25 protein-coding genes are annotated in these 25416 nt (G+C 63.3%); 9 read left to right on the top strand and 16 right to left on the bottom strand.

The features are described 5' to 3' along the window. Positions 1-267 precede the first annotated feature (267 nt). Positions 268-1074 carry a lytic murein transglycosylase gene (locus ABIE49_RS27070; protein WP_192736712.1) on the bottom strand — a complete coding sequence of 269 codons (807 nt, stop codon included), beginning with the start codon at positions 1072-1074 and terminating at the stop codon, positions 268-270. A 251-nt stretch (positions 1075-1325) separates the two neighbouring features. After that, positions 1326-2129, bottom strand: a complete 804-nt coding sequence (locus tag ABIE49_RS27065; RefSeq protein WP_192736713.1) for a lytic murein transglycosylase — start codon at positions 2127-2129, stop codon at positions 1326-1328. A 146-nt stretch (positions 2130-2275) separates the two neighbouring features. Here ABIE49_RS27065 and ABIE49_RS27060 point away from each other — a divergent pair, with 146 nt between their 5' ends. Beyond that, complete coding sequence (locus tag ABIE49_RS27060) at positions 2276-3199, top strand: OmpA family protein (protein WP_354067622.1); 924 nt, start codon at positions 2276-2278, stop codon at positions 3197-3199. 4 nt (positions 3200-3203) lie between these two features. Here the strand turns inward: ABIE49_RS27060 and ABIE49_RS27055 are convergent, their stop codons facing one another. Beyond that, the gene (locus ABIE49_RS27055) at positions 3204-4154 is read right to left on the bottom strand and encodes a DUF817 domain-containing protein (protein ID WP_192736935.1); all 951 of its coding nucleotides are present in this window, start codon (positions 4152-4154) and stop codon (positions 3204-3206) included. 129 nt (positions 4155-4283) lie between these two features. Here ABIE49_RS27055 and ABIE49_RS27050 point away from each other — a divergent pair, with 129 nt between their 5' ends. Then, entirely contained in the window at positions 4284-4520 is a 237-nt protein-coding gene (locus ABIE49_RS27050; protein ID WP_192736715.1) for a hypothetical protein, read from the top strand. Between the two features lie 311 nt (positions 4521-4831). Here the strand turns inward: ABIE49_RS27050 and rpoD are convergent, their stop codons facing one another. Then, positions 4832-6961, bottom strand: coding sequence for an RNA polymerase sigma factor RpoD (gene rpoD / locus ABIE49_RS27045; RefSeq protein WP_192736716.1), 2130 nt, complete (start codon positions 6959-6961; stop codon positions 4832-4834). Between the two features lie 255 nt (positions 6962-7216). Continuing rightward, on the bottom strand, positions 7217-9253 hold the full coding sequence (gene dnaG / locus ABIE49_RS27040; protein ID WP_192736717.1) for a DNA primase: 2037 nt from the start codon (positions 9251-9253) through the stop codon (positions 7217-7219). A gap of 186 nt (positions 9254-9439) precedes the next feature. Between dnaG and ABIE49_RS27035 the strand changes: the two genes are divergently transcribed. Further along, a complete protein-coding gene (locus ABIE49_RS27035; protein WP_192736718.1) occupies positions 9440-10006 on the top strand; it encodes a chlorite dismutase family protein in 567 nt (188 codons plus the stop codon). Here ABIE49_RS27035 and ABIE49_RS27030 read toward each other — a convergent pair. The 3 genes from ABIE49_RS27030 to ABIE49_RS27020 all read right to left on the bottom strand — a co-directional run bounded on the left by ABIE49_RS27030 (position 10003) and on the right by ABIE49_RS27020 (position 12225). Continuing rightward, entirely contained in the window at positions 10003-10401 is a 399-nt protein-coding gene (locus ABIE49_RS27030) for a gamma-glutamylcyclotransferase family protein (RefSeq protein ID WP_192736719.1), read from the bottom strand. The two genes, ABIE49_RS27035 and ABIE49_RS27030, sit on opposite strands and share 4 nt — an antisense overlap. A 109-nt stretch (positions 10402-10510) precedes the next feature. Continuing rightward, positions 10511-11323 carry a transglutaminase-like domain-containing protein gene (locus ABIE49_RS27025; RefSeq protein WP_192736720.1) on the bottom strand — a complete coding sequence of 271 codons (813 nt, stop codon included), beginning with the start codon at positions 11321-11323 and terminating at the stop codon, positions 10511-10513. A 2-nt stretch (positions 11324-11325) separates the two neighbouring features. Continuing rightward, complete coding sequence (locus ABIE49_RS27020) at positions 11326-12225, bottom strand: transglutaminase family protein (protein WP_192736721.1); 900 nt, start codon at positions 12223-12225, stop codon at positions 11326-11328. Between the two features lie 99 nt (positions 12226-12324). On the opposite strand from ABIE49_RS27020, the gene ABIE49_RS27015 reads away from it, so the two are divergent. Then, positions 12325-13128, top strand: coding sequence for an N-formylglutamate amidohydrolase (locus tag ABIE49_RS27015; protein WP_192736722.1), 804 nt, complete (start codon positions 12325-12327; stop codon positions 13126-13128). A 160-nt stretch (positions 13129-13288) separates the two neighbouring features. On the opposite strand, the gene ABIE49_RS27010 is transcribed toward ABIE49_RS27015, so the two are convergent. Next, positions 13289-14263: a DUF3592 domain-containing protein gene (locus ABIE49_RS27010; RefSeq protein WP_354066989.1), complete on the bottom strand. Its 975-nt coding sequence runs from the start codon at positions 14261-14263 to the stop codon at positions 13289-13291. Between the two features lie 200 nt (positions 14264-14463). After that, positions 14464-15081 carry a LysE family translocator gene (locus ABIE49_RS27005; RefSeq protein ID WP_192736723.1) on the bottom strand — a complete coding sequence of 206 codons (618 nt, stop codon included), beginning with the start codon at positions 15079-15081 and terminating at the stop codon, positions 14464-14466. A gap of 295 nt (positions 15082-15376) precedes the next feature. On the opposite strand from ABIE49_RS27005, the gene ABIE49_RS27000 reads away from it, so the two are divergent. From ABIE49_RS27000 to ABIE49_RS26990, 3 genes are all read left to right on the top strand, one after another. Continuing rightward, complete coding sequence (locus ABIE49_RS27000) at positions 15377-15691, top strand: ArsR/SmtB family transcription factor (RefSeq protein WP_192736724.1); 315 nt, start codon at positions 15377-15379, stop codon at positions 15689-15691. Positions 15692-15730: 39 nt separating this feature from the next. After that, complete coding sequence (locus ABIE49_RS26995) at positions 15731-16243, top strand: SRPBCC family protein (RefSeq protein WP_192736725.1); 513 nt, start codon at positions 15731-15733, stop codon at positions 16241-16243. 396 nt (positions 16244-16639) lie between these two features. Beyond that, a complete protein-coding gene (locus ABIE49_RS26990) occupies positions 16640-18865 on the top strand; it encodes an ATP-binding protein (protein WP_192736726.1) in 2226 nt (741 codons plus the stop codon). A gap of 4 nt (positions 18866-18869) precedes the next feature. Here the strand turns inward: ABIE49_RS26990 and ABIE49_RS26985 are convergent, their stop codons facing one another. From ABIE49_RS26985 to ABIE49_RS26960, 6 genes are all read right to left on the bottom strand, one after another. Continuing rightward, positions 18870-19307 (bottom strand): hypothetical protein, encoded by a 438-nt coding sequence (locus ABIE49_RS26985; protein WP_192736727.1) that lies wholly within the window; start codon positions 19305-19307, stop codon positions 18870-18872. Positions 19308-19326: 19 nt separating this feature from the next. Continuing rightward, positions 19327-19680: a nuclear transport factor 2 family protein gene (locus tag ABIE49_RS26980; protein ID WP_192736937.1), complete on the bottom strand. Its 354-nt coding sequence runs from the start codon at positions 19678-19680 to the stop codon at positions 19327-19329. A gap of 94 nt (positions 19681-19774) precedes the next feature. Further along, positions 19775-20245: a MarR family winged helix-turn-helix transcriptional regulator gene (locus ABIE49_RS26975; protein ID WP_192736728.1), complete on the bottom strand. Its 471-nt coding sequence runs from the start codon at positions 20243-20245 to the stop codon at positions 19775-19777. A gap of 32 nt (positions 20246-20277) precedes the next feature. Continuing rightward, entirely contained in the window at positions 20278-21888 is a 1611-nt protein-coding gene (locus ABIE49_RS26970) for an acyl-CoA synthetase (RefSeq protein ID WP_192736729.1), read from the bottom strand. A gap of 173 nt (positions 21889-22061) precedes the next feature. Then, positions 22062-22517: a GatB/YqeY domain-containing protein gene (locus tag ABIE49_RS26965; protein WP_192736730.1), complete on the bottom strand. Its 456-nt coding sequence runs from the start codon at positions 22515-22517 to the stop codon at positions 22062-22064. Positions 22518-22637: 120 nt separating this feature from the next. Then, positions 22638-23339 carry an alpha/beta fold hydrolase gene (locus ABIE49_RS26960; protein ID WP_192736731.1) on the bottom strand — a complete coding sequence of 234 codons (702 nt, stop codon included), beginning with the start codon at positions 23337-23339 and terminating at the stop codon, positions 22638-22640. Between the two features lie 222 nt (positions 23340-23561). Here ABIE49_RS26960 and carA point away from each other — a divergent pair, with 222 nt between their 5' ends. Next, positions 23562-24749 (top strand): glutamine-hydrolyzing carbamoyl-phosphate synthase small subunit, encoded by a 1188-nt coding sequence (gene carA, locus ABIE49_RS26955; RefSeq protein ID WP_192736732.1) that lies wholly within the window; start codon positions 23562-23564, stop codon positions 24747-24749. A 165-nt stretch (positions 24750-24914) separates the two neighbouring features. Beyond that, positions 24915-25409: a PaaI family thioesterase gene (locus ABIE49_RS26950; RefSeq protein WP_192736733.1), complete on the top strand. Its 495-nt coding sequence runs from the start codon at positions 24915-24917 to the stop codon at positions 25407-25409. Positions 25410-25416 lie beyond the last annotated feature (7 nt).

The following is a 25416-nucleotide window of genomic DNA, read 5'->3' as shown; positions in this document are numbered from 1 at the left end:
CTTCAGCCGCGACCGTCAATCGCAACCTCAGCGTCCACCGCATCCCCGCCCCTCGTCGTGACGATGGCCAACGCCCCTCTTGATAGGACGGGATGCGCAAACTCGTAGAGATGATTTGCCCGACGACGGAAGCAAAATTTTGCCCGTCGGGTTATTTTGTCGCACGCACTCGTCATGCCCGGACTTGATCCGGGCATCCATCAATCTTCAAAAGATTCTCGCGAAGGGATGGATTGCCGGGTCAAGCCCGGCAATGACAGCGTAGAACTACCGCCCCGCCAGCTGATCCGCAAAATACCCGATCGTCTTGCGATAGATCGTGGCCCGGTTCCACTCGCGCATGGCCTCGAAATTCGGCGTGCCTTCGCTGTAGGGCGCGCCGGGTTTGAAGCCGGAGACGTGCAGCAAATTGGCGGTGGAGGCCAGCACGTCGGGGACGCTGTGGCGCAGGTCGACATGGCCGTTGCCGTCGAAATCGACGCCGTATTTGATGTAGGACGACGGCAGGAATTGCGTCTGGCCGATTTCGCCGGCGAAGGCGCCGATCATGTCGCGTAGCGGCAGGTCGCCGCGTTGCACGATCTTGAGCGCGGCGATCAGTTCGCCTTGGAACAGTTCGGTGCGGCGGCAATCATGCGCCATGGTGGCAAGCGTGCGGACGACCGGCATCTTGCCGACGTCGCCCTTGCCGAAATCGGATTCCAGCCCCCAGATCGCGACGATGATCTCCGGCGGCACGCCGTACTGCTTCTCGATCCGCGACAGCAGCGAGGCGTGCTTCAGCAGCATCTGCCGCCCCATCTTGATCCGCCCGGGCCCGACGCGGGTCGAGACATATTGCTCGAACGTCTTGTTGAAGGTGCCGCGCTGGCGCCGGTCGAAGGCCAGCACCGCCGGATCCTGCGTCACGCCCGACAGCGCCTGCGAAATCACGCCTTGCGAGACGCCGGCGGCGGCGGCTTCCTGCGATATCGCCGCCACGAAGGTATTGAAATCGCCGCCGCAGCGGGCGGCGTGAGCGGGGCTGGCGGCAATGACGGCGCCGAACAGGATGGCGAAACAAAGCTTGAGCATGCGAATCCCTTGTGACGTGCAGGTTGAGTCGATCATGCCATGAGATGAGGGTGCGGAGGAGATGTGTTATTGTCGCTTAGTTTCGTCGTCCCGGCCTTGAGCCGGGACCCATACGCCGCGGCCTTCGTTGTTGGCAAAGGAAGATAACGACTAGCGTGTAAACCAATGGCCGCCTGTGGTTATGGGTCCCCCGATGCGCAATTGCGCATCTGAGGTCAAGCCCGGGACGACGGCTGTGGTTCACACCACCCTCACTCACTCCCCCCATCGATCTGCCGGCCCATCAGCGCTATCGCCTTTTGATAGACCCCCGCGGCGTTCCAGGCCTGGATGGCGGCGAAGTTGGGTTCGCCCGGCTGGTAGCCGGCGCCGGCGCGCCAGCCATGGGCCTTGAGGAAATTCGCGGCCGAGGTCAGCGCGTTGGCGGAGTTCTCGAGATTACCGGTGCCGTAGGCCAGGATGGCCTTGGGCATGAACTGGGTCTGGCCAACTTCGCCGTGCATCGAGCCGCGCTGGGCCGGCGAGAGCACGCCGCGATCGATCAATTGCAGCGCCGCGTAAAGGTGCTCGGTGAAGTAGGCCGTGCGCCGGCAGTCATAGGCCAGCGTCGTGATCGAGGAGAGCATGTTCTGGTTGCCGCGCACCGCGCCGAAGCCGGTCTCCATGCCCCAGATCGCAAGCAGCGGGCCCGGCGGCACGCCGTAGCGCTGCTGGATGGAGGAAAACAGCGCGGCCTGCGAGTTCTTCAACTGACGCCCCTTGGCGACGATCGCATTGGCGCCGCGCTTGGCGAGAAACTGATCGAGCGACAGCTGAAAACTGCGCTGGCCGCGATCGGCATTGATGGTCGCCTGCGCATAGTTCGTCGCCATCATGGCCTGGATGGTCGCGGCGCTGATGCCCTTGGCCCGCGCCTCGCCGGCGAACGACTGCTTCCACGCCTCGAAGCCGGCGGCAGAGTTGCCGCATTGCGCGGCATATCCTTGCGAGAAGGATGTGAGGAAAACGGCAAGAGGAAGGGAGCAGAAGGCAAAGGCATGGCGAAAGAAGTGCATGGGGAAACCATCTTCAGTGTGGGTGCCGGAATATCAGGCCTGCTTCTAGCACGTCTGCCGCCGCGCTTCGAGCGTTGCGGCAGGGCCGCTTGGCCGGTATCTTTCCTAAAAATGCAGAGATTTTCCGAATGGCCCTCCCCCACGCGATGATCAAGCCGCTCCTCGTTTTGCTCGCCTTGTCGCTTGCGCCGGCCGCGGCCCTGGCGCAGACCCGCGACGTCGCGGGCTCAAAGGATTTTCCCGGCATCGGCCGCTTCGCCGGCAGCGTGATATCAGGTCACCAAGTGAAGAATTTCGATGTCGCGCGAATGCAGGCCGCCGCCTTCAAGGACGGCAAGCCATCGGATACGCCGCGCCTCGAAGGCCGCATCACCCGCATCGCCTATCGCACCAGTCCCGGCCCCTCGATCACGGAGGTATCGCGGAATTTCGAGACCCAGCTGACAAAGGCCGGCTTCGAGACGCTGCTCTCCTGCGACACCGAAGCCTGCGGCGGCATTCCCTTCACCGAGGCGATCGAGGCGCTGCCGATCCCGCAGATGTGGGTGGACGGCTTCAACTATCATTACTTTTCGGCGCGCAAGAGCGAGAACGGACGCGAGATTTATGCCAGCGTCATCGTCAGCGAGAACAACCGCGATATCTACGCGCAGCTCACGATCGCTGAACTCGGCGCGATCGAGAACAAGATGGTGGATGCCACCGTCATGGAGAAGGGCCTGCGCGAGACCGGCCGCGTCGCCCTCTACGGCATCTACTTCGACACCGACAAGGCGATCATCCGGCCCGAGAGCCGCCCCACCCTCGAACAGATCGCAAAGCTCCTGGCCTCGCAGGTCGCGCTCAGCGTCTTCATCGTCGGCCACACCGACAGCCAGGGCCCCTACACCTACAACCTCGACCTCTCGCGCCGCCGCGCCGAGGCGATCGCCGAAGAGCTGGTGAAGACCTATCACATCGGCGCGCCGCGGCTGCGCACCGCGGGCGTCGCGCATCTGTCGCCGGTGGGGTCGAATGCGAGCGAGGCGGGACGGGCGTTGAATAGGAGGGTGGAGTTGGTGGCGCCGTAAAGTGTCACGCAGAAGTCGTCGCAGCCGCGCCGGCTGGGCGTGAACCAGTGCTGCTTCGCGCCGCGTTCATTGCGCGCGGCGCATTGATCAAACTCACCAGCGTGTAGCTGATGATCAGCAGTAAAAACCAGGAGCCGAGCTTGTCGATGGAGACAATCGACCAGCCGAGCCGCTGCGACGGATAGAGCCAGATTTTCGTGAAAGTTCCGATGTTCTCCGACAGCCATATAAACGCGGACACCAGCAAAAGTCCGAGCAGCAGCGGCATCGCGCGGCGCTCGTGCCAGACCCTGAAATGGATCGTGGTGCGGCCGAACAGCCACGCTGATGCTGCGAACAACAGCCAGCGCAGGTCGACGATGAAATGGTGGGTGAAGAAGTTGAGATAGGCGGCCATGCTGAGCACGATCAGGCTGCCCCGCCGCGGGTGGTTCGAAAAGGTGAAATCGAACAGGCGCCAGGCGCGGCAGAGATAGCTGCCGATGCAGGAATACATGAAGCCGGTGAACAGCGGAACGCCGCCGATGCGGAAGAAGCTCGCCTCCGGGTAAATCCAGGAGCCCACGGAAGTCTTGAAGACCTCCATCGCGGTGCCGACCACGTGATAGATCAGGATAATCTTTGCCTCGTCTGATGTCTCCAGCCGGCCCGCGAGCAGTGCGGCCTGGACGGCGATCATGCAGAGCAACAGGAAGTCATAACGGGCAAGTACCGCGCTCGCCGGATAATAGCGCCAGGTCGCGATCATCAGCGCCACCGCGATGCCACCGAACAGGCAAGCCCAGCCCTGCTTCAGGCCGAAGCGCAGGAATTCGTACAGCCATGCCGTCCACCGCCGCCGCGTCATAAAGCGGCCAAGGCGCCGCTCGCCAGAGATGAACGGGCGAAGCGGCGGCCAGATCGCGGCGGCGCTCGGCTCTGACGTGTCGGGGGTTTGATCGAGGTCGCGATGCATGCCATCGACGGTGGCGGCGGAACGCGGTCCAAAGTAGGCGAATATTTGCAGATTTCGCTCAGTTTGCGCGCCGTGTATGCGTCCCGCATTTTTCTTTGACACCAGCCCCCTTATCGACCAAAAGCCCGCATGGCCAAGAAACCCGGGACCAATCCCAAAGGCGAGTTTGCCTTCTTCAATGTCGTCTATGAAGACGACTCGCAGCGCTCCAACCGGCGCGTGCCTGCCGAATTGCTCGGCGGGCTCGACGGCGACGAGCCGGCGCGTGCGTTCATCCTCGAGCAGGACCGCGAGATCGCCGAGAAGTCCGGCCGCACGCCGCTGGAGATCAAGAGCATCAGCCGGGTTGGGGCGAAGAAGAAATAGGGCGGGCCGGAGACTCGGTTCACCTCTCCCGCTTGCGGGGGAGGTCGGATCGCATCGAAGATGCGATCCGGGTGGGGGCTCTCTCCTCGCGAAGATTCTGACTCGCGGCGACACCCCCACCCCGCCCTCCCCCGCAAGCGGGAGAGGGAGCGCACCGGCGGCGTGGAGACAGCTTAATGCAAGGCGCGTGCAGGCGTGATCGCGCACCAAGCAAAAACGGCGGGCCTAGGCCCGCCGCTTTCATTTGGATGGATTGCCGGGTCCCGGCTACGCCAAGGCTTCGCCGGGCAGGCAAGCCCGGCAATGACAAGCTAGTTATCCAGGAAGCTCCGCAGCTTCCTTGACCGCGACGGATGCTTCAGCTTGCGCAGCGCCTTTGCTTCGATCTGGCGGATACGTTCGCGGGTGACCGAGAACTGCTGGCCGACTTCTTCCAGCGTGTGGTCGGTGTTCATGCCGATGCCGAAGCGCATGCGGAGTACGCGTTCTTCGCGCGGCGTCAGCGAGGCCAGCACGCGCGTGGTGGTTTCGCGCAAATTGGACTGGATCGCGGCGTCGATCGGGAGGATCGCGTTCTTGTCCTCGATGAAATCGCCGAGGTGCGAATCTTCCTCGTCACCGACGGGGGTTTCGAGCGAGAGCGGCTCTTTCGCGATCTTGAGAACTTTTCGAACCTTCTCCAGCGGCATGCCGAGCTTTTCGGCGAGCTCTTCCGGGGTCGGTTCGCGGCCGATCTCGTTCAGCATCTGGCGGCTCGTGCGCACGATCTTGTTGATGGTCTCGATCATGTGCACGGGAATGCGGATGGTGCGCGCCTGGTCGGCGATCGAGCGCGTGATCGCCTGCCGGATCCACCATGTCGCATAGGTCGAGAACTTGTAGCCGCGGCGGTATTCGAACTTATCGACCGCCTTCATCAGGCCGATATTGCCTTCCTGGATCAGGTCGAGGAACTGCAGGCCGCGGTTGGTGTATTTCTTGGCGATCGAGATCACGAGACGCAGGTTCGCCTCGACCATTTCCTTCTTGGCCTGGCGGGCTTCGCGCTCGCCCTTCTGCACGCCGTGCACGATCTTGCGGAATTCGCCGATCTCAAGCCCGGTCAAAGCGGCCAGCGACTGGATCTCGTGGCGCAGATCCTTGATGCGGTCCTTTTCGTGATGGACGAAATTCTTCCAGCCTTTGGCGGAGAGTTTCGAGACACGGTTGAGCCAGCGCGGATCGAGCTCCGAGCCCTGGTAGTTGCGCAGGAAGTCTTCGCGCGCGACGCCGTGGCTGTCGCCGAGGCGCAGCAGGCGGCCTTCGAACGAGACCAGGCGCTTGTTGATGTCGTAGAGCTGCTCGACCAGTGAATCGATACGGGCCTGGTTGAGCCGCAGCGACTTCACCTCGACGATGATTTCGTCCTTCAGCTTCTTGTACTTGCGCTCCTGCGAGGGCGACAGCGTCTCGCTCTGCAGCTGGTTGGCGATGTCCTGCTCCTGCAGGCGGCGCAGCTTCTTGTACTCGGAAGCGATCTTGTCGAAGGTCTCGACCACCTTCGGCTTCAGCTCGGCCTCGATGGCGGCGAGCGACATCTGGTTTTCGAACTCGTCGTCGTCCATGTCGCCTTCGGCGGCGGCCTCGGCCGGATCCTTTTCCTCGGTGTCGCCACCGGGCGCGGATGCAGGGGCGGCGCGGAACGGCGTCGCCGACGGCGGGGCGGCCGGCGGCGCGACATGCGCGGGTGCGCCATTGCCGTTGGCAGCGGGCAGCGGCTGGCCGTCGGGGCCGACGGGCGCCGCCAGCATCGCCGGGTTCATGTTGTTCTTGGCGTCGGGGCCGGCATAGGTGGCTTCGAGATCGATGATGTCACGAAGGAAGATCTTTCCTTCGTTGAGCTCGTCGCGCCAGATGATGATGGCCTGGAACGTCAGCGGGCTTTCGCAGAGGCCCGCGATCATCGCCTCGCGGCCGGCCTCGATGCGTTTGGCGATCGCGATTTCGCCCTCGCGAGACAGCAGCTCGACCGTGCCCATCTCGCGCAGATACATCCGGACGGGATCGTCGGTGCGCTCGCCGGGCTCGGATTTCTTGACTTCGGTGACGGCCTTCTGCGTGACCTCGACAAGCTCGTTGTCGGTCTCGTCGTCGGCCTCTTCCTTCTCGTCCTCGCTATCGGCCTCTTCGGCTTCGGACACGTTGATGCCCATGTCCGACAGCATCGACATGATGTCTTCGATCTGTTCGGGCGAGGTGGTGTCGGAAGGCAGGACTTCGTTGAGCTGATCGAAGGTCACGAAGCCGCGCTTCTTGGCCTGCTTGATCATCTTCTTGACGGCGGCATCCGACAGATCGAGCAACGGCGACGGGGCGTCCGGCGAGTCCTTCTCGGGGGCGTCCGCTGCCTTGTCGTCTTTTTCCTTGTCTTTAACCTGCAGCGTCTTTGCCTTGGTGGCCATTCATCAAGCTCCCGAAACGCGCTCATGCAGGATGCGGCCGCCGCACCTTGCAAAGAAAACAAAAGTTACTCACGACGCGGAAAGGGCGGCGCAGACTGTCGCCACCCCGAATCCCCGTTTCGCCGGTTATGTCTACTAGCCGTAAGGCTCTTAAGCTTCGCTTAACCCTGTTTTTGCAGCCAAACCATGGGTTTGGCGAGTCTTTTAACGGCTCCGGCACGAACCGTCCGCATCATTTTTTCATCTGACGCTTAATCAGACGCTTTGCCGGAACCGGCCTGAAAGCTCGCCAAAACCCTCAATCAGGGCCTCGGTGCCGTCCAGCGACTCCAAACGGGCGCTGACGTCCTTTAACCACGCCAGATTGGCCTCACTGGACTCCTCGCCCAGGGCCAGCTCGGCATCCTTCTTTTCCCTAAGTAGGGCGTGCGTTTTCTGATGCAAGGCAACGAGTTGCTGCCAGGTGGAAAGAACATCCTCGCGGGCGGCGCCGATCTGCACGCCCCACACCGCCCCGGTCGTAATCGCGCTGCCAACCCTTTGAAGAACTTGCGAAAATCCGCGCGCTTCGAGATCGGCGCGCATTTTCTCGGCCTGTTCTTCGACATCGGGGGAATGGTGATGGTCGCTCGCAAAGGCCGCGATAATACCGGCGCGGAGCTTGTTGGCCTCCGGATGGGCCAGTTCCAGGGCCGCCACCTCCTCCAGATGGTCGTGCAGCAGCCAGGGGTGGTTGATCAGCGACTGCAGAATCAGCGCTTCCCGGCGGGACATCGCGCTGCGCTGGCCGCGCATGATCGGGCTGTTTGCAAGCTGGGGGCTCGCGGCCTGGTAGGGGCCGCGGTTGATGGTCTGGCTGGCGGAGCCCGCCTGCCCGCGCCCGCCATAGGGCGCCGCCCGGCCTGCCGGACCCGGGGTGAAGCTGCGGGAGGCAAAACGGCGGCCTGATTCGCTCGCTCTTCCGCCGCCGCCGAAATTGCCGCCACCAAAATTGCCGCGGCCGTAGCCGCCGCGGCCGCCTTCGGGCGCAAAGGTGTTGCGAAGCCGCTCGGAGAGATCCTGGCGGTAGTAGCGCCGCACCACTTCGTCGCGGATGCCGTTACTGAGTTCGCCGATCCGCGCTTCCAGCGCCGCGCGGCGCTCCGGCGTTGCAAAGGTGCCGCCTTCGATCTCGCGCGACCACACGATATCGGCGAGCCCGCGCGCCGCCGAAATCACTTCCTCGATCGCGGCGCGGCCGCCGGAGCGCGCGAGATCGTCGGGATCCTGTCCCTCGGGCAGCAGCGCAAAGCGCAGGCTTTTCCCGGGCTTGAGATGCGGCAGCGCGAGGTCAGCGGCGCGCCACGCGGCTTTCTTGCCGGCCTTGTCGCCGTCGAAGCAAAGGATCGGCTCGTCCACCATCTTCCACAGCAGCATCAGCTGGTTTTCGGTCAGCGCGGTGCCGAGCGGCGCGACGCTGGCCTTGAAGCCGGTGGTGACCATCGCGATGACGTCGACATAGCCTTCGACCACGATCAGCGGGGCGCCGTCATGCGTGGCCTGCCGCGCGGTGGCGAGGTTGTAGAGATTGTCGCCCTTGTGAAACAGCGGGGTTTCCGGCGAATTCATGTATTTGGCGGGGACGTCCTTTTCCAAAGCCCGGCCACCGAACGCGATGACGCGGTTGCGCACGTCGGTGATGGGAAACATCACGCGGTCGCGGAATTTGTCGTACGGCACGGGAATGTCTTCGCCGCCGTTGAGCAGCCCGGCCTCGACCATGTCCTCGGTCGGAATGCCCTGCGCACCCAGATATTCCTTCAGCGCAAAGCGTTCGCCGGGCGCGTAGCCAATGCGAAATTGCAGCTGCGTCGCCGGCGAGATCGCGCGGTCGGCAAGATAGCCGCGCGCCTTGGCGCCGCCCCGCGAAGCCAGCGTGTCGGCGAAGAATTTGGCGGCGAGCTCCATCACGTCATACAGCGTCTTGCGGCGCTGCTCGTGCCTTGCCGCATCCGGCGTTACCGCCGGGAGCGCCATGCCGGCCATCGAGGCGAGGCGCTCGACAGCCTCGGTAAAACCGACGCCCTCGGTCTCCATCAAAAACGAGATGATGTCGCCGTGCTTGCCGGAGGAGAAGTCGTGGTAAAAACCCTTCTGGTCGTTGACCGTGAAGGACGGCGACTTCTCCTGCTGGAACGGCGACAGCCCCTTCCACTCCCGTCCCGCCTTCTTCAGCTTGACGCGCCGCCCCACGACTTCGGAGACCGGAAGCCGGGCGCGCAGTTCTTCGAGGAATTGGGGCGTAAAGCGCATATGGGATTTGGGGCCTTGAGTCGCTGGACCGGATTCTAGCACGTTGGCCAACCGGCCATGGATATAGCGACGCGCCGGTAAAATACGAAGGTAATCGGGCTTCTCGCCGCTATTCACAGCCCCTGCTGTCCCGGATGGCCGGGATGACATCTTGAACCGGGCCCGGTTCCACGCTTCCATATAGCCATGTTCACGACCTTCAGAGGCGGGCAAAGCGGGGCCTGGCAGGTGGTGTCGCAGGCCGCGGTCAAGGGCACGGGGCTGTTGCGGGCGCCGGCGCTCTCGATCGTCCATTCCCCCTCGATCGCGCTGCCGATCCTGCCCTCGCAGACCTCCTGGCGGCTCGCCGGGGTCGCGAGCCATGTGCGCTATACCGAGCGCGCCGAGAAGGAAAAGCTGGTGGCGGCGCAGGCCGGGCTCGGGCGCCCCGAAGCGAGCTGCGCGGCGCTGATCCCGATCAAGAAGAGCGCCGCGTGGTGGGACCTGACGCAGGAAGAGCGGCGCGAGATTTTCGAGGACAAGTCGCAGCACATCGCCGCCAGCCTGAAATACCTCCCCGCGATCGCGCGGCAACTCTATCACTGCCGCGATCTCGGCGAGCCCTTCGATTTCCTGACCTGGTTCGAATACGACGTCGCGAATTCAGCGCTGTTCGATGAACTGGTCGCGATGCTGCGCGCGACCGAGGAATGGAGTTACGTCGAGCGCGAGGTCGATGTGCGGCTGGAGCAGGAGCGGCTGGATGCGCGCTAGTTTTCGAGGAAGCTCCCCGACGCGATCCGCGGCAGGCCGGTGACGGGCCAGTTGTAGACATACGTCCACGCCTCGCTCGCGCTGCCGTCACCAAGCGTGACGTTCAGCATCTGCCGCAAATATTCGGTCGGCGCCTGAAAGCCCGGGCCGCAGGCCTCGTACATGTCGAACTCGCCAAGCAACGCATCGCGGTCGCGCAGGCGATACAATTCGCCGGATACGGTGTCGGCAGGATCGTCCGACAGCACCAGCCCGGGATAGTGCTTGATGAGATAGAGCCGGCCGCGGCACGTGGCCTCGCCGATGAAATCGGCGCTGCGCGACAGCAGCTTCGCCATCGGATGGTCGAAGCCGCGCATCAGGGTGCCGTAGACGAACAGACGATCTGAAATCATGGACCTTCATGTCATTGCGAGCGCAGCGAAGCAATCCATCTTGCCGCGCAAAGAAAGAATGGATTGCTTCGTCGCCCCGCTCCTCGCAATGACGGCGGAGAGAGCGTGGCTACGCCACCACCACCTCGTCGCTGACGACGACGAACTTCACGAGGTCCATACGGCCAAAACTCGTGGTCAGCGCGACGTCGGCGGCGTCGCGGCCGGTGCCCATCAGGATGCGGCCGATCCGCGGGTGATTGTGCCGGGCGTCGAAGGTGTACCACTGGCCGGACAGGTAGACCTGAAACCAGCCGGAGAAATCCATTGGCGCGGGATCCCTGGGGATGCCGATATCGCCCATGTAACCGGTGCAATAGCGCGCCGGGATGTTCATGCAGCGGCAGAACGTCAGCGCCAGATGCGCAAAATCGCGGCAGACGCCGGCGCCCTGTTCGTAGACGTCGTGCGCCGACTTCATGTGATGCGCATGCTGGTAGCCGAACGTCACATGGTTGTGGACGAACTCGACGATCGCCTGCACCCGCGCCCAGCCTTCGGGCGTGTTGCCGAACAGCGACCAGGCGACATCGGTGAGCTTGTCGGTCTCGCAATAGCGGCTCGGCATCAGATATTGCAGCACCTCGTCCGGCAACTGGTCGATCGGGATCTGCTGCGCGGTCGGCATCACGATGTCAGGCAGGCCGGAATCGCGCACCAGCGCGCTGCCGCGCAACGTCACGCCGCCGGCGGGCGCCACCAGCCGGCCGCAGACATTGCCGAAGATGTCGCGATAAAAACCGATCGGCACGTCAGGCTCGGCGACGATGCTTTCCGTGCCGACGATGTCGGAGAAGCGCGACGGATGGATCGAGAGCATGATCACCATCGGCGTCGGCTGCACGGCCGCATAGGCAATCTCGAAGCCGACCTTGATCTCCATAATCAGACCTTTTCCGCCTGCGCTTCGTCCATGACGGAGACGACGTTGATATTGACCTCCATGCCGACAAAAGCGTCCGCCGAGCCGAGATAGGCGCCGTGCAGCGGGATAGCCTGGCGCGGATCGCGCGCTACCGCCACACGAATGAGGTCGCGGGTGCCGATGATGCCATTGGTCGGATCGAACTCGATCCAGCCCGCGCTCGGCAGATAGACCTGCACCCATGCATGCGTCGAGCCGCCGCCGACATAACCATGCGCACTGTCGCCGGGAATGAAGAGATAGCCGGACACGAATCGCGCGGCGATGCCGAGCCGCCGCAGCGCCTCGATCATGAACAGCGCATAGTCGCGGCAGGTGCCCGACTTCGTCTGCAGCGTATCGAGAGGATGCTGTGTGCCCTGCTCGTGACGCTTGCGATAGGTGAAGGCTTCGCGGATGCCATGGGTCATCCCGCTGAGAATGTTGTAGGTCCGCGTCGGCCCGTCGGCTTCGAGAAATCCCCGCGCCCAGAACGACAGCTCCCCGTTGGGATCGCCATATTGCGGCGTGATGAACTGCACCAGGTCGGGAAACTCTTCATCGTCGTACTGGAAGGGATAGAAGTAGGCCGGGTCATCCGCGGTCAGCGCGAATTCTTCGGCCGGGTTGTGCTCGATCGTAGCCATCGAAGTGAACGACAGCGTTTGCGCGCGCTCGTCGAAGGTCGCGATCGCGACGCTGTTGCCGAACACGTCATGGATCCAGCGCAGCTGCATCGGCTGCGGCTCGATCTCGAGGCTGCCGGACAGCACGCGCAGATCATGGCCGTCGCGCGGACGCAGCATGATGCGGTGTTCGCCGAACGCCACCGGGTGCGTGTAGCGATATACGGTCTTGTGATGAATCGTGAGTAACGGCATCGTCAAACAATCATCGTGATTTTGGGCCGGCTAATCTATACAAAAACCTGCTCATTTGTAGGCCGATATGCCGCTTCGATAGGCAATACGTAAGGAAAAATGGCATTGGACCGCGTCGGCGACACATCATTACTCTTGGGACCAGCGGATGTTCCCCCGGTTGGCGAATATTATGATTCAGGACGCTCGCCGTTTCTGCTCACTTGTGACCATTACGGGCGGCTGATTCCGCAAGCGCTCGGCGATCTCGGATTGCCGGAGAGCGAACTCGTGCGCCACATCGCGTGGGACATCGGCATCGCCGGTGTCGCCGAAATGCTGTCGAAACATCTCGGCGCGCATCTGATCGTGCAGCGCTATTCGCGGCTGGTGATCGACTGCAACCGCCCGCCTGATGTCGCAAGCTCGATCCCGCTCATCAGCGAGACCACGACGATCCCCGGCAATGAAGGCCTCGCGCGGGAAGCCGCGGAATTGCGGCGAACGCAGATCTTCGATCCCTATCACCGCCGTATCGGCGAGATCATCGACGCGCGCCGAGAGCGGAAGATGCCGACGATACTGGTTTCGCTGCACAGCTTCACGCCTGTTTATGCCGGCATCGCGCGTCCATGGCACATCGGCACGCTCTATCAGCGCGACAAGCTGTTGCCGCCGCTGCTGCTGCAATTGCTGCGCGCGGAGCCCGACCTGGTGGTCGGCGACAACGAACCCTACGCGGTCAGCGACCAGACCGACTACACCATCCCCGTTCACGCCGAGGCGCGCGGGTTGATGAACACGGGAATCGAAATCCGTCAGGACCTGATTTCGGATCAAGCCGGCGAGAAAGCATGGGCCGACCGGCTGGCGCGCATTCTTGGTGAGATCGAGAGGATTTTTCGGTCGCGGCAGGTGATTTAGTTTTCTCTCTCTCGACACTGATGCTGCGTTCCCCCTCCCCTTGCGGGAGAGGGTTAGGGAGAGGGGTGGCCGCGAGTTCGGTGCTTGTGGCTTACCCCTCTCCCCGACCCTCCCCCGCAAGGGGGGAGGGAGCAGAGTTGTGCAGGCAGCAACACCTTCTCTAACCGTGCACCGCCGCGTAATATGTCAGCCCCGCAAACCCGAGCACCAGTAGCCACAGGAACCACACGAACGATGCGCGCGGCTCCAGTGTCGCTTCGGATGGATTGGCGGGGTTGACCCAGACCTTGACCCGGGCGCCATCCTGATAAGGCGGCGTGAGTTTTCGCGTCAGCCAGTCCGAGCTCGACGCGACATTGCTGGAAAGGGTTGCGTGCGTGCCGGTGTAGGACTGGTCGTTGTAGGTGTACGTGTAGAGCACCTTGCGCTGATACATGATTTGCCCGCGCGGCCCGTTGTCGGTTGGCGCGGCGCGGTATTGCTCGAGACCGGACAGCTTGATGATGCCGGATACCACCGGCCATTTCCCGGCGAGCTGTGCCTGCCGGTGCATCGCGAGCGCGAACAGCGCAATGACACTGCCGAACGCGCCGAAGGCAATGACCAATGGCGACGCGGTTGGATGGGCCAGTTTTGTCGAGACGAGTTCGCTCAGCTTGTTGAGCCCGATCGCCGAACCGAACACGATCACGAGCGTGATCGCGGTGCCGATGCCAAGGCAGCCCCACAGCCCCTTGGGCAGGTCGCGTTCCAGCACCGCTTCCTTCGGGTGCAGCGGATTGTAATAGACCGTCACTTCGGCGCCGACCGGATATCTGGCGATGGTCTCGGCGACCTCGAAATTGCCGAGGTCCTCGCCGATGCTGACGCGGTTGTTGCGCAGCCTTTTGCCGGCCACCGAATATTCGTAGATGATGTTGGCGAAGTTGCGCTGCTCGGTGCGATAGCCGCCTTCCCGGTTGCTGTCGATCACCCTGACCTCGCGCACCTGGGCGTGCGAGGCCACGATCTTGCCGGCCGCCGACGGCCATTCGCGGGCGGCGCGCACCTGCAGCGTCTTGTAGACCGCGGCCGCGAGCAACAGCCCGAGCGGCGCGAGCAGCATCGCAAAGACGAACCAGGGCAGATCGGGCACGGAGGTTTTCCCAAAGACGGCGCTGGATTAGACGCTCCGTCACCGCTTATGGTTCAAGGAAATCAGCGTCGCACGCGCGGTGGCCTCATGGCTCGAGACGCGCGCAAGAGCGCGCTCCTCACCATGAGGGTCTGGTATCCTTGACCTCATCCTGAGGAGGCCGCAACGCGGCCGTCTCGAAGGATGAAGCCACCGAGGCGCTATTTTGCCCGGGTCAGCGCCAGCCAGATGCCGCCGCCGATCATGAAGCCGCCTGAGATCCGCGACACCAGCCGTGTGCGCTCCGCCGAGAAGAAAAGCCGGGCCCGGCCGGCGAGCAGCGCATAGACCGCGTCGGTCATGGCGGCGGTTACCATGAACGTCGCGCCGAGCAGCGCCACTTGCGGGAAGTGGTCCTGCTTCATGTCCATGAACTGCGGGATGAAGGCGCCGAAGAACACCAGCACCTTGGGGTTCGAGAGCAGCACCAGAAAGCCCTGCAGGAAGAAGCCGCCGCGCGGCGGCGGTGGCGGTTCGTCTGATTTGATGCCCTCCACCGGCTCGCGAACCAGCTTAATGCCGAGCCAGATCAGATAGGCCGCACCGGCGAAACGCACCCAGTCGAACCAGTAGCCCATCGTCGCCATCAGCGAGGTCAGGCCGACCGCGACGATGCCGATCACGATGGCAAGGCCGACCTGGGCGCCGGCGACATTGATCAGCGCCGCGCGGGTGCCGTGGCGCAGGCCGTTGGCGATGATGAGTGTGACCACCGGACCTGGCAGCAACGCCAGCGCGATGCAGGCAGCGACGAAAGCGAGATAGACCTGGAGGGACATGGTGGAACTCGGGGTGGGAGGGAGCTTACGGCATTAATGCACGTGAACGGGGGAGATGGAAGCGGTGCATTCTTCCTTCTCCCCTTGTGGGAGAAGGTGGTGCGCGAAGCGCGCCGGATGAGGGGTCTGTCGCCGCGGATAGACACCCCTCATCCGCCTTCGCTTCGCGAAGGCACCTTCTCCCACAAGGGGAGAAGGGAAGAAGAAGCGGCCTCGCCTTCCCTCCATCGCAGCCACCAACGCGTCAAAACCACGCTCTTGACATGCAACCATTCAGTTGCCTATTATCCCCACCATGGATGAGGTCTTCCGAGCGCTTGCCGACGCCTCGCGCCGCGCGTTGCTGGACAGGCTTCATGCCAGGAACGGACAAACATTGGGCGAACTATGCGACGGCCTCGCCATGACGCGGCAGGCCGTGACCAAGCACCTTGGAATCCTCGAAGCGGCCAACCTCGTCACCACGCTCAGGCATGGCCGCGAGAAGCTGCACTACCTGAACCCGGTTCCGATCCATCAGATCGGCGAACGCTGGATCAAAAAATTCGAGCGCGGCAAGCTCACCGCGCTCAGCGAATTGAAACGGCAGTTGGAGAAGCGTGATGAGTAAGGCGGAATTCGTCGCCCGCCTCGACATCGAGGGCGTGTCATGAACATCGACAAATTCAAACCCGCGGTCGTCTACACCATCTACATCGCTGCCACGCCGGAGAAGGTGTGGCAGGCGCTGACGACTGCCGAGTTCAGCCGGCAGTATTTTTCCGGCTTTGCGATCGAGGCCGACCTGAAGATCGGCGGCGCTTTCATCGCCCGCGCGCCTGACGGTTCGGTGCATATCAGCGGCGAGGTGATCGAATGCGATCCGCCACGGAAATTGACCGTGACCTGGAACGTCAACTGGCCGGCACTGGTGGAAAAGCTCGGGCCCACGCTCGTGACCTACGAGATCGAGCCGTCGGGCGAGGTGGTGAAGCTGACGATGCTGCAATCGCACGACCGCGCCATCAGCGACGATATCCTCTCCGGCGGCCGCCAGGGCTGGCCGGCGATCCTCTCCAGCCTCAAGAGCGTGCTGGAGACGGGTCAGCCGCTCGCGATCAAGATGGCGCCGCCGCAGCGCATGCTGGACGCGCTGAAGGCGATGGGGATCGGAACGCCGTAGTGGTCGCGACGAATAACTCTCGTCGTCCCGGCGAACGCCGGGACCCATCACTCCGCGGCCGTTGTTGTTAGAAAAGGAAGATAACGACCAGCATTTAAAATAATGATCGCCGGTGGTTATGGGTCCCGGCGTTCGCCGGGACGACGGCGGAGACTGGCGCGCTATCCCAACGACACACCACACGCCCTCCCCCATCACCCGCCCCTGATTGCGATAGCCGAACAGAGTCTGTAGGGTTGCTTCGAGGGATTCCACTAGAAGCTATTTGAAAACTGCCGGGCCCGGTTTGTCGCAAGGGGCATTTGCCATCCCGCGGCGGACGCAGCGGCACACGATTGCCGCACATTATTAGTTAAAAATGAAACTGTCCGATTCGAGCGCGAAAATTACGAACCGATGAGCCTGCGCACCCGGCTACTGATACTCGTTATCGCGGCCATGCTGGTGCCGGCTATCCTCGTGGGACTGCGCTTCGCCCAAAATCGCGCCAGCGAAATCAACGCAGCGCTCGCCAATTTGTCGGCAACGGCCGACGATATCTCCAAGGATCTGGACGAGAAAATTCAGGGCACGGCGCAGCTTCACTATGGCCTGGCCCGCGCCCGCGACCTCGACACGTCAGACAAGGTGGCGTGCTCGGCCTTCCTCTCCGCGGTGCGCGAGGAATACCCGCAGTTCACCGGCATCCTGACCATCACGCCTGACGGCGCCCTGTTCTGCGACTCGCTGCGGACCAACCGCACCCTCGACTTGCGGGACCGCGCCTATTTCAAGCAGGCCCTGACGGCGCACGGTATCGTCACACTGGAGCCGGTGTTCGGCCGGCTGACCGGGACCTCCGTGCTGCAGATCGCGTACCCCACCCGCACGGAGTCCGGCGAGCTGAAATTCGTTCTGCTGGCGTCGTTCAACCTGCGCAAATTCGCCGAGTACGACACGCGCCTGCTGAACGGCAAAGACGTGCTGCTGGTTGACAGGAAAGGCACCGTCCTGGTTGCCCCGCAAGGCAAGGGATGGACCGAGCCCGCCGGTGCATCGATCGCAAACTCGGAGCTGTTCCGGTTTGCGGCCGCAGCTGACCGGGGGCCGTTCCACGAGGTGAAGGACGCCGAGGGCCGGACGCATGTATGGGCCGTCGCCCGCTCGCCATCGATCCGGGACGCCGGCCTCTATATCATGGTGGGGCTGCCCAAGGACGGCCTGGTTGCCGCCGCCAACCGCCGCGTCTACGAGGATCTGGCGATGCTTACGGTGGCCTCCCTGCTGCTGCTCGCTGGCGTCTGGCTGCTGGCGACTTTGGGCGTCGGCCGCCAGGTCGGACGGCTCGCCGGGATGGCGCGGAGGCTCGGACTTGGCGATTTGAGCGCGCGGATTCCCGAGCCGCATCCAGGCGGCGAACTGGGCGGGCTGATGACGCTGCTCAACGGCACCGCCGAGTCGCTCGAGCGGCAGCGCGCCGCCATCGACGAACTCAATCAGAAGCTCAGCCAATCCCAGAAGATGGAGGCGATGGGTCAACTCACCGGCGGCGTCGCGCACGACTTCAACAATCTCCTGACCGTCATCCTGGGCAACGCGGAATACCTCGCCGAGAAACTGGCCGCGAACCGGGAGCTGCACACCATCGCCGACAGCATCGCCACCGCCGCCGAGCGCGGCTCGGACCTCACAAGGAGCCTGCTCGCCTTTGCCCGCAAGCAGCCCTTGACGCCGCAGGACATCGACATCGGCCAGAAAATTCTCGGCATGGAACAATTGCTGCGGCGGACCCTGGGCGAACATATCGAATGCGAATTCCTGCTCGATCGGGACTTGTGGCGCGCCAGCGTCGATCCCGGTCAATTGGCGTCCGCGCTGCTCAATCTGGTGCTGAACGCGCGCGATGCGATGCCGCAGGGCGGCAAGCTGACGGTCGAGGTCCGCAATATCGCGCTCGATGAATCCGACCTCGACGTCAATGGCGAGGCCCGGCCCGGCGATTACGTCGAGGTGGCCGTGGCCGATACCGGTAGCGGCATGATTGCCGAAGTGGCCAGCCGCGCCTTCGAGCCGTTCTTTACCACCAAGGAGGTGGGCAAAGGCACCGGCCTCGGCCTCAGCATGGTCTATGGGTTTGCAAAACAATCCGGCGGCGCGATGCAGATACGCACCGAGCCGGGACGTGGCACCGCCGTCAGGCTTTTCTTCCCCCGCATCGATGCGCCGCACAGAGCCGCCGCGCCGCCCGCCGCCCAGCTCGCCGCGCATGCCGGCACCGAGACCATTCTCGTTGTCGAGGACAATGATCTGGTGCGTGCGTATGTCGAAAAGGAGCTGAAGGAGCTTGGCTATCGCGTCATCGCGACGCGCAACGGCCGCGAGGCGCTGGAGTTATTGCGCCAACGCAGCGAGATCGATCTGCTGTTTACGGATGTTGTGATGCCCGGCGGCATGTTCGGACCGGAGCTTGCCAGGGAAGCATCGCGGCTGCGGCCCGAACTCAAGGTGCTTTTCACTTCCGGCTACACCGAGCATCCGGTCCAGCCGCTCGACGGCCTCGACAGTGAAGCGAAAATTCTGAACAAGCCGTACCGGCGAAACGACCTGGCGCTGATGCTGAGGTTGGTGCTGAAGGCGGGTTGAGCGGTCAGGACGACAGCAGCAGGAAGACCACGGCAAGATTTGCCGCGAACAGTATCGCGTCGATGGCAAAGATCCGGAGCATCGGGCCCTTCAACACGGGCCAGTACGCCACCCCGACGCGTCCCCCGCGCATCAGGACCGGAAGGTTATAGGCGAACTGACTGAAGTGACACGCGGCAAAGAACAGGAATAACGCAAGCTGCGCGTCAGTGGCCCCAAAGAAGGGCGGCCTGGCCAGCAAATACAGCGACAGCAGGCCGATCGGCAGATTGATCCCGCCCAGGAACGCCACGCTGGCCGACAAGGTCGGCGCGATCGGATTTCCCCGCTCTTCCCGCGGCACCAGTATTTTCAGCGTATTGCTCTGGGCGATGCTGAACTGGATGAAGGCGCCGCCGAACCAGAGTGTGTTGAGGAGCAGAACGAAATCCGAAAATCGCATCGTTACTTTCCGTACGTGGCTATTTTCCGTAGAAGGCCTCGCTGCGCACCACACGGCCCGCAGCGTCGAAGTCCATGAACTCGCTGGCGCGCGTGTCGCCCAGCTGCCACCAGACCGTCAGGCGCGCGATCGTGTCGTCCCAGCTCCAGCTCAGGATTTTCAAATCCGCGCTCTCGATGGCTCCGTAAGCCTTGCGCCAGTAGGCGCGAATGTTCTCAAGCCCCGCGACCACAGGCGCGCCCGTCAGTTTGATCGCCAAGGGAGAGCGCATCTCCGCGTTTTCGGCAAAGTGCGACACGACAGCGTCGATATCAACCTTGCACCAGTTGGCGCACCACGCCTCGACAAAGCGTCCGGCGGCTGCCCGGTCCATCGTCTGTTTGCTCAAGCTCCCGCACCTCCCCGGCATCACTGCAGAGAAAGTTGTCACGACACGATCTTAAAGTCAACTATGTTGACCTTAGAAATCAATTGTTGTCGGCGATAGCCCCCATGACGGCCATCCACGCGGCAGCGCCACGCGGGCCGACACGATCGAACGCCTCGCTCACGACCTTGCGCTCGTAGTCCGACGCCCGTTGTTCCGCGCGTTTTCCTGCTTCCGTGAGCCGCAACAATTTGGAGCGATGCTGCTCGGGCGACCGCCTCGAGGTCAGCATTTTGCGCTCCAGCAGCAGGTTGAGCGGCCGGTTCAAGGCTTGTTTGGATATGCCGAGAATTTCGATCAGCGAGCCGATCGAGACGTCGGGCTGCCTGGCCACCACGTAGAGAATGCGGTGATGCGGGCGCGACAGGCCAAGGGTCGCAAGATACTGATCGGCGGAAAGCGTCATCCCGCGCCAGCCGTAATACATCAGCTCCAGCGCCGCATCCAGATCATGAAGCTTCCTAAGCGAGGCGCGGTGCAAGCCCGCGGCGTGAGGCACAGTTTTTTGCATTTTCCTAACCGCATGGAATTGACCGAACAGATTTACCCCAGCGCCCGCAGCTCGCGTCGCAGCACCTTGCCCGTCGCGGTCATGGGGAGGCTTTCCGCGAACTGCACGAAGCGCGGATATTCGTGGGCGGCGAGCTGCACCTTGACGAATTCCTGGATATCACGCGCCAGCGCGTCACTGGGCGCAAAGCCCGGACGCAGCACGATCCAGGCCTTGATCGATTCGGTACGGATCGGATCGGGAATACCGACGACCGCCGACATCGCCACCGCCGGGTGCTTCATCAAGGTGTGCTCGATCTCCGACGGCCCGACGCGATAGCCGGCCGTGGTGATGACGTCGTCCTCGCGGCTGACATACCAGAAGTAACCGTCCTCATCCTGCACGCCGAGATCGCCGGTCAGCAAAAACTCGCCGGCATACTTCTTGGCAGTCGCTTCCGGATTGCGCCAATATTCGATCATGGTGCAGGGACATGGCTGCCGCACGCCGATGACGCCGCGGCTACCACGCGGCAGTTCCTCGCCCTGGTCGTTGACGATGCGCACGTCAAAACCGGGCGTCGCCCGGCCCATCGAACCCGGCCGGATCGGAAACAGTTTGGAATTGCTGCCGATCACGAGATTGCACTCGGTCTGGCCGAACACTTCATGGGCATCGACGCCGAAGGTCGCGCGCACCCAGTCGAGCAATTCGCCGCCGAGCGACTCGCCGCCGGTAAAGATGCTGCGCAGCTTTGCGCCGGAATGTTTGACGTCGGCGATCCGCATCAGCTTCAGCGCCGTCGGCGGCAGGAACACGTTGCGGATATTGTGATCCGCCATCATTTGCATCGCGGCCTGCGGTTCGAATTTGCGCGCGCGGTGCCCGACCAGCGGCACGCCGTGATACCAGAACGCGAACAGGCCGTTGATCAGCCCGCCGATCCAGGCCCAGTCCGCCGGCGTCCACATCAGGTCGCCGGGTTTTGGAATGAAGTCGTGGCACATCTCGACATTGGGCAGATGGCCGAGCACGACGCGGTGCGCGTGCAGCGCGCCCTTGGGATTTCCCGTGGTGCCCGAGGTGTAGATGATCAGGCCGGGATCGTCGGCCGAGGTATCGACGGTCGTAAAATCCGGTGATGCGGCTTTCAACGAAGACCAGAACGGCTTGGCGCCCGCGGGCGCGCGGGCGCCGACCACATAGACGGTCTTCAGCTCGGGCAGGCGGTCGCGGATCTTTGCGAGCTTGTCCCAGCCGGCCTCGTCGGTGATGACAGCCTTGGCCTCGGAATTACCGAGACGAAACTCCAGCGCGTCCTCGCCGAACAGCGCGAACAGGGGAATCGAGATCAGGCCGGAGCGAAACGCCGCCAGATGCGCGATCGGCAGTTCCAGCGATTGCGACAGGAACACCGCGACGCGTTCGCCGCGAATGAGGCCATCAGCCTTCAGGACATTGGCGAAGCGGCGCGACATGTCAGCGACCTCGTCGAACGAGGTTCGCGTCGCGGCGCCGTCCTCGCCGATATAGATCAGCGCAAGGCGGCCGGAGCCATCGGCATGACGGTCGCAGCACGCGGTCGCGATGTTGAACCGCGCCGGGATGTCCCAGCGGAAGTTGCGATAGAGCTCGTCATAGGTGGCGGCTTCGGTGAGCATGGCCTTGGTCGTCGTCCCTTGCTTTATCGTCGTCCCGGCTTTGAGCCGGGACCCATACGCCGCGGCGGGTGTTGTAGGATAAGGAAGGCAACGACCAGCGTGCAAAACAACTGCGCCGGTGGCTATGGGTCCCGGCTCAAGGCCGGGACGACACCGAATTCAAAACGCAAAACTCACCCCGCCAGCGCCGCCTTCACCAATCCGCTGGCTTTTCCAAAATCCATCTGTCCGGCGTATTTCGCCTTCAGCACCGCGATCACCTTGCCCATGTCCTTCATCCCGGCGGCGCCGGTTTCAGTGACCGCGGCCGATATCGCCGCCTTGACGTCATCCTCCGACATCTGCTTCGGCAAATAAGCAGAGATCACCGCGATCTCCTCGCGCTCCTGGGCTGCGAGTTCGGCGCGGCCGCCCTTGTCGTAGAGTTCGACGGATTCCTGCCGCTGCTTGATCATCTTCTGGAACACGCCGAGCAGGTCGGCATCGCTGAGCGGCGGCTTGCCCTCTCCGCGTGCGGCGATGTCGGCGTTCTTGATGGTCGAATTGACCATGCGCAGCGTGGACAGCTTGCGCTCGTCCTTGGCCCGCATCGCGTCCTTGACCGCATTGTTGATGTCGTCGCGCAGCATGTTCGTATCCTTCGGCTATCAGAGCCCTGATCTAAGCGCTTCGCGCCGCCAGAACAACCATAGCGTTTTCGAGCGAAGTGGAGACCGGTTCGCGTCAAGAAAACGCGTCAAAACAAGAATCTAGCTCCGCAACCATTCCGTCAGCGCGTCGGCGGTCTCCTGCGGCGCTTCCACCTGTGGCAGGTGACCGCAATTGGCCAGCACCACCAGTTTGGCCCCGGGAATGCCGCTCGCCATCTCCATCGAGAGCGAGTTCGGGATGGTGTTGTCCTGGTCGCCGGTCAGCACCAGGGTCGGACATCTGATCCACGCCAGCGTGGGGCGCGAATCCGGCCGCCCGATCACGGCGGTCTGCTGGCGGACGAACGCCTCCGCCCCGATATCGTCGCCCATGTCATGGACAAGCTGGCGCAACGCGGCATCGCCCTGCCGCGACGGGTGCACGAAGCCGGGAAACAGCTCGTCGAGCACGGCGCGGTATTCGCCGCCTTTTGCGCGGGCGATCATGCCCTGGCGGCGGGTCGTCGCCTCGCCGGTGTCGGGCCGCGCCTGGGTGTTGATCAACGCCAGCTTCGCCACCCGCTCGGGGGCCTGCCGCATGATCTCGAAGGCGATGTAGCCGCCCATCGAATGCCCGGCGAGCGCAAAGCGCGGCGGCGCCTCGGCCAGGATCCGCCGGGCGATCGCGCCCATATTGTCGTCGCGCTTGTGGTTGGCGACCGTCACCGGCCCGAGCTGCCACAGGGCCGGCATCACGGGCCCAAACAGCCGCGGCGAGCAAGCGAGACCCGGAACGAGCAGGATCGGCATCGTATTGTCCATGCGGACTCCCGATTGGGCGCTTTGGGGTGAAAAGCGGCCCTAGCTTCTTGTTTTAACGCGTTTTCTTGACGCGAACCGGCGTCCACTTCGCTCGAAAACGCTATGAAATGGGAACTCCAGATTAGGCTGGTGGCACAGCCTGTCAAATATGCAGTGAAACGCGTGTGAATCCGCGTTTTTGGGGGTTCACGCGGCGGGGTACGCCGACTATGTAATGCGCTCATGACAATCCCTGAAAACTCGTCAGCCTGGCCGGACCTCAAACCGACCGCGCTCCTCGTGCTCGCCGATGGCACCGTGCTGGAAGGCTTTGGCCTCGGCGCGGAAGGCCAGGCGGTCGGCGAAGTCTGCTTCAACACCGCGATGACCGGTTATGAGGAGATCCTCACCGATCCCTCCTATGCCGGGCAGCTCATCACCTTCACCTTCCCGCATATCGGCAACGTCGGCACCAACGACGAGGATATCGAGACGGTGAACATGGCGGCGACGCCGGGTGCGCGCGGCGTAATCCTGCGCTCCGCCATATCAGATCCCTCGAACTACCGCTCGGCAAAACATCTCGACGGATGGCTGAAGGCGCGCGGCATCATCGGCCTTTCCGGCATCGACACCCGCGCGCTGACCGCGCTGATCCGCTCCAAGGGCATGCCGAATGCCGTGATCGCGCACGCCAAGGACGGCAAGTTCGACCTGCACGGCCTCAAGGAAGAAGCGCGCGAATGGCCCGGCCTCGAAGGCATGGACCTTGTGCCGATGGTGACTTCCGCCCAGCGCTTCACCTGGGACGAGACGCCGTGGGGCTGGGAAAAGGGCTTTGGCCGCCAGACCGCGCCCGAATTCAACGTGGTCGCGATCGATTACGGCATCAAGCGCAACATCCTGCGGCTGCTCGCCGGCGAGGGCTGCAAGATCACCGTGGTGCCGGCGACGACATCAGCCGAAGACATTCTGGCGATGAAGCCGGACGGCGTGTTTCTCTCCAACGGCCCCGGCGATCCCGCCGCGACCGGCAAATACGCGGTGCCTGTGATCAAGCAGGTGATCGATTCGGGCACACCGACCTTCGGCATCTGTCTCGGCCATCAGATGCTGGGCCTCGCCGTCGGCGCCAGGACCAAGAAGATGCATCAGGGCCATCACGGCGCCAATCATCCGGTCAAGGACGAAACCACCGGCAAGGTGGAAATCACGTCCATGAACCACGGCTTTGCGGTGGACGAAAAGACGCTGCCCAAGGGCGCTACCCAAACCCACATCTCGCTGTTCGACGGCTCCAATTGCGGCATCCAGCTCGACGGCAAGCCGGTGTTCTCGGTGCAGTACCACCCGGAAGCCTCACCGGGACCGCGGGATTCGCATTACCTGTTCAAGCGGTTCGCGGATCTGATGCGGGCGAAGAAGGCCTAGCCCGCACTTCCCTCTCCATTCATCATGCCCGGGCTGGTCCCGGGCATTTTATTGCGAGTTCGGTCCATGACTCGCGGCATGACGAGATATCATGTGACGGATGGCCTGTTGCCGCGCTATTCGCTATAGTATGATACTAAACATCTAAAGCACAGGAACCGCCCCATGGACACCGCCCCCGCCTCCAAGGTCGAATACGGCGTGACGCCGACCAGCGTGATGGCGTCGATGACGGGTCTCGAATTCGTCCGCGCGATCTTCGAGGGCAAACTGCCGGCGCCGCCGATCATGGAGAATGTCGAGCCGTTCGATTCCACCGCCGAGAACGGCGTCGTGACCTTTCACAGCGTGCCGGGCTTCCGGCACTACAACCCGATCGGCTCGGTGCATGGCGGCTACGCCGCGATCCTGCTGGATTCCGCGATGGGCCTCGCCGTCCACACCACGCTGCCGGCCGGCACCGGCTACACCACGCTGGAATTCAAGATCTCCTTCATCAAGGGCATGACCAAGGATACCGGCCCTGTGAAGTCGGAAGGCCGCACGCTCAGCGTCGGTCGCCGCGCCGCCACCGCGGAAGCGCGCATCACCGATTCCAAGGGCCGCCTGCTCGCCCACGCCACCACGACCTGCCTGGTGTTTGAAATCCCGAAAGCATGAGCCAGGG

This window comes from Bradyrhizobium sp. OAE829 (assembly GCF_040546575.1).
In the GTDB taxonomy this organism is placed as follows: domain Bacteria; phylum Pseudomonadota; class Alphaproteobacteria; order Rhizobiales; family Xanthobacteraceae; genus Bradyrhizobium.
The sequence above is the reverse complement of the archived record's forward strand: the minus strand, read 5'-3'. Positions and strand labels throughout refer to the sequence as shown.

What these genes read in the sequence shown, in the direction of transcription:
- ABIE49_RS27070 (WP_192736712.1), bottom strand. Translation starts at nt 1,074, where the DNA reads ATGCTCAAGCTTTGTTTCGCCATCCTGTTCGGCGCCGTCATTGCCGCC.
- ABIE49_RS27065 (WP_192736713.1), bottom strand. Translation starts at nt 2,129, where the DNA reads ATGCACTTCTTTCGCCATGCCTTTGCCTTCTGCTCCCTTCCTCTTGCC.
- ABIE49_RS27060 (WP_354067622.1), top strand. Translation starts at nt 2,276, where the DNA reads ATGATCAAGCCGCTCCTCGTTTTGCTCGCCTTGTCGCTTGCGCCGGCC.
- ABIE49_RS27055 (WP_192736935.1), bottom strand. Translation starts at nt 4,154, where the DNA reads ATGCATCGCGACCTCGATCAAACCCCCGACACGTCAGAGCCGAGCGCC.
- ABIE49_RS27050 (WP_192736715.1), top strand. Translation starts at nt 4,284, where the DNA reads ATGGCCAAGAAACCCGGGACCAATCCCAAAGGCGAGTTTGCCTTCTTC.
- rpoD (WP_192736716.1), bottom strand. Translation starts at nt 6,961, where the DNA reads ATGGCCACCAAGGCAAAGACGCTGCAGGTTAAAGACAAGGAAAAAGAC.
- dnaG (WP_192736717.1), bottom strand. Translation starts at nt 9,253, where the DNA reads ATGCGCTTTACGCCCCAATTCCTCGAAGAACTGCGCGCCCGGCTTCCG.
- ABIE49_RS27035 (WP_192736718.1), top strand. Translation starts at nt 9,440, where the DNA reads ATGTTCACGACCTTCAGAGGCGGGCAAAGCGGGGCCTGGCAGGTGGTG.
- ABIE49_RS27030 (WP_192736719.1), bottom strand. Translation starts at nt 10,401, where the DNA reads ATGATTTCAGATCGTCTGTTCGTCTACGGCACCCTGATGCGCGGCTTC.
- ABIE49_RS27025 (WP_192736720.1), bottom strand. Translation starts at nt 11,323, where the DNA reads ATGGAGATCAAGGTCGGCTTCGAGATTGCCTATGCGGCCGTGCAGCCG.
- ABIE49_RS27020 (WP_192736721.1), bottom strand. Translation starts at nt 12,225, where the DNA reads ATGCCGTTACTCACGATTCATCACAAGACCGTATATCGCTACACGCAC.
- ABIE49_RS27015 (WP_192736722.1), top strand. Translation starts at nt 12,325, where the DNA reads ATGGCATTGGACCGCGTCGGCGACACATCATTACTCTTGGGACCAGCG.
- ABIE49_RS27005 (WP_192736723.1), bottom strand. Translation starts at nt 15,081, where the DNA reads ATGTCCCTCCAGGTCTATCTCGCTTTCGTCGCTGCCTGCATCGCGCTG.
- ABIE49_RS27000 (WP_192736724.1), top strand. Translation starts at nt 15,377, where the DNA reads ATGGATGAGGTCTTCCGAGCGCTTGCCGACGCCTCGCGCCGCGCGTTG.
- ABIE49_RS26995 (WP_192736725.1), top strand. Translation starts at nt 15,731, where the DNA reads ATGAACATCGACAAATTCAAACCCGCGGTCGTCTACACCATCTACATC.
- ABIE49_RS26990 (WP_192736726.1), top strand. Translation starts at nt 16,640, where the DNA reads ATGAGCCTGCGCACCCGGCTACTGATACTCGTTATCGCGGCCATGCTG.
- ABIE49_RS26985 (WP_192736727.1), bottom strand. Translation starts at nt 19,307, where the DNA reads ATGCGATTTTCGGATTTCGTTCTGCTCCTCAACACACTCTGGTTCGGC.
- ABIE49_RS26980 (WP_192736937.1), bottom strand. Translation starts at nt 19,680, where the DNA reads ATGGACCGGGCAGCCGCCGGACGCTTTGTCGAGGCGTGGTGCGCCAAC.
- ABIE49_RS26975 (WP_192736728.1), bottom strand. Translation starts at nt 20,245, where the DNA reads ATGCAAAAAACTGTGCCTCACGCCGCGGGCTTGCACCGCGCCTCGCTT.
- ABIE49_RS26970 (WP_192736729.1), bottom strand. Translation starts at nt 21,888, where the DNA reads ATGCTCACCGAAGCCGCCACCTATGACGAGCTCTATCGCAACTTCCGC.
- ABIE49_RS26965 (WP_192736730.1), bottom strand. Translation starts at nt 22,517, where the DNA reads ATGCTGCGCGACGACATCAACAATGCGGTCAAGGACGCGATGCGGGCC.
- ABIE49_RS26960 (WP_192736731.1), bottom strand. Translation starts at nt 23,339, where the DNA reads ATGGACAATACGATGCCGATCCTGCTCGTTCCGGGTCTCGCTTGCTCG.
- carA (WP_192736732.1), top strand. Translation starts at nt 23,562, where the DNA reads ATGACAATCCCTGAAAACTCGTCAGCCTGGCCGGACCTCAAACCGACC.
- ABIE49_RS26950 (WP_192736733.1), top strand. Translation starts at nt 24,915, where the DNA reads ATGGACACCGCCCCCGCCTCCAAGGTCGAATACGGCGTGACGCCGACC.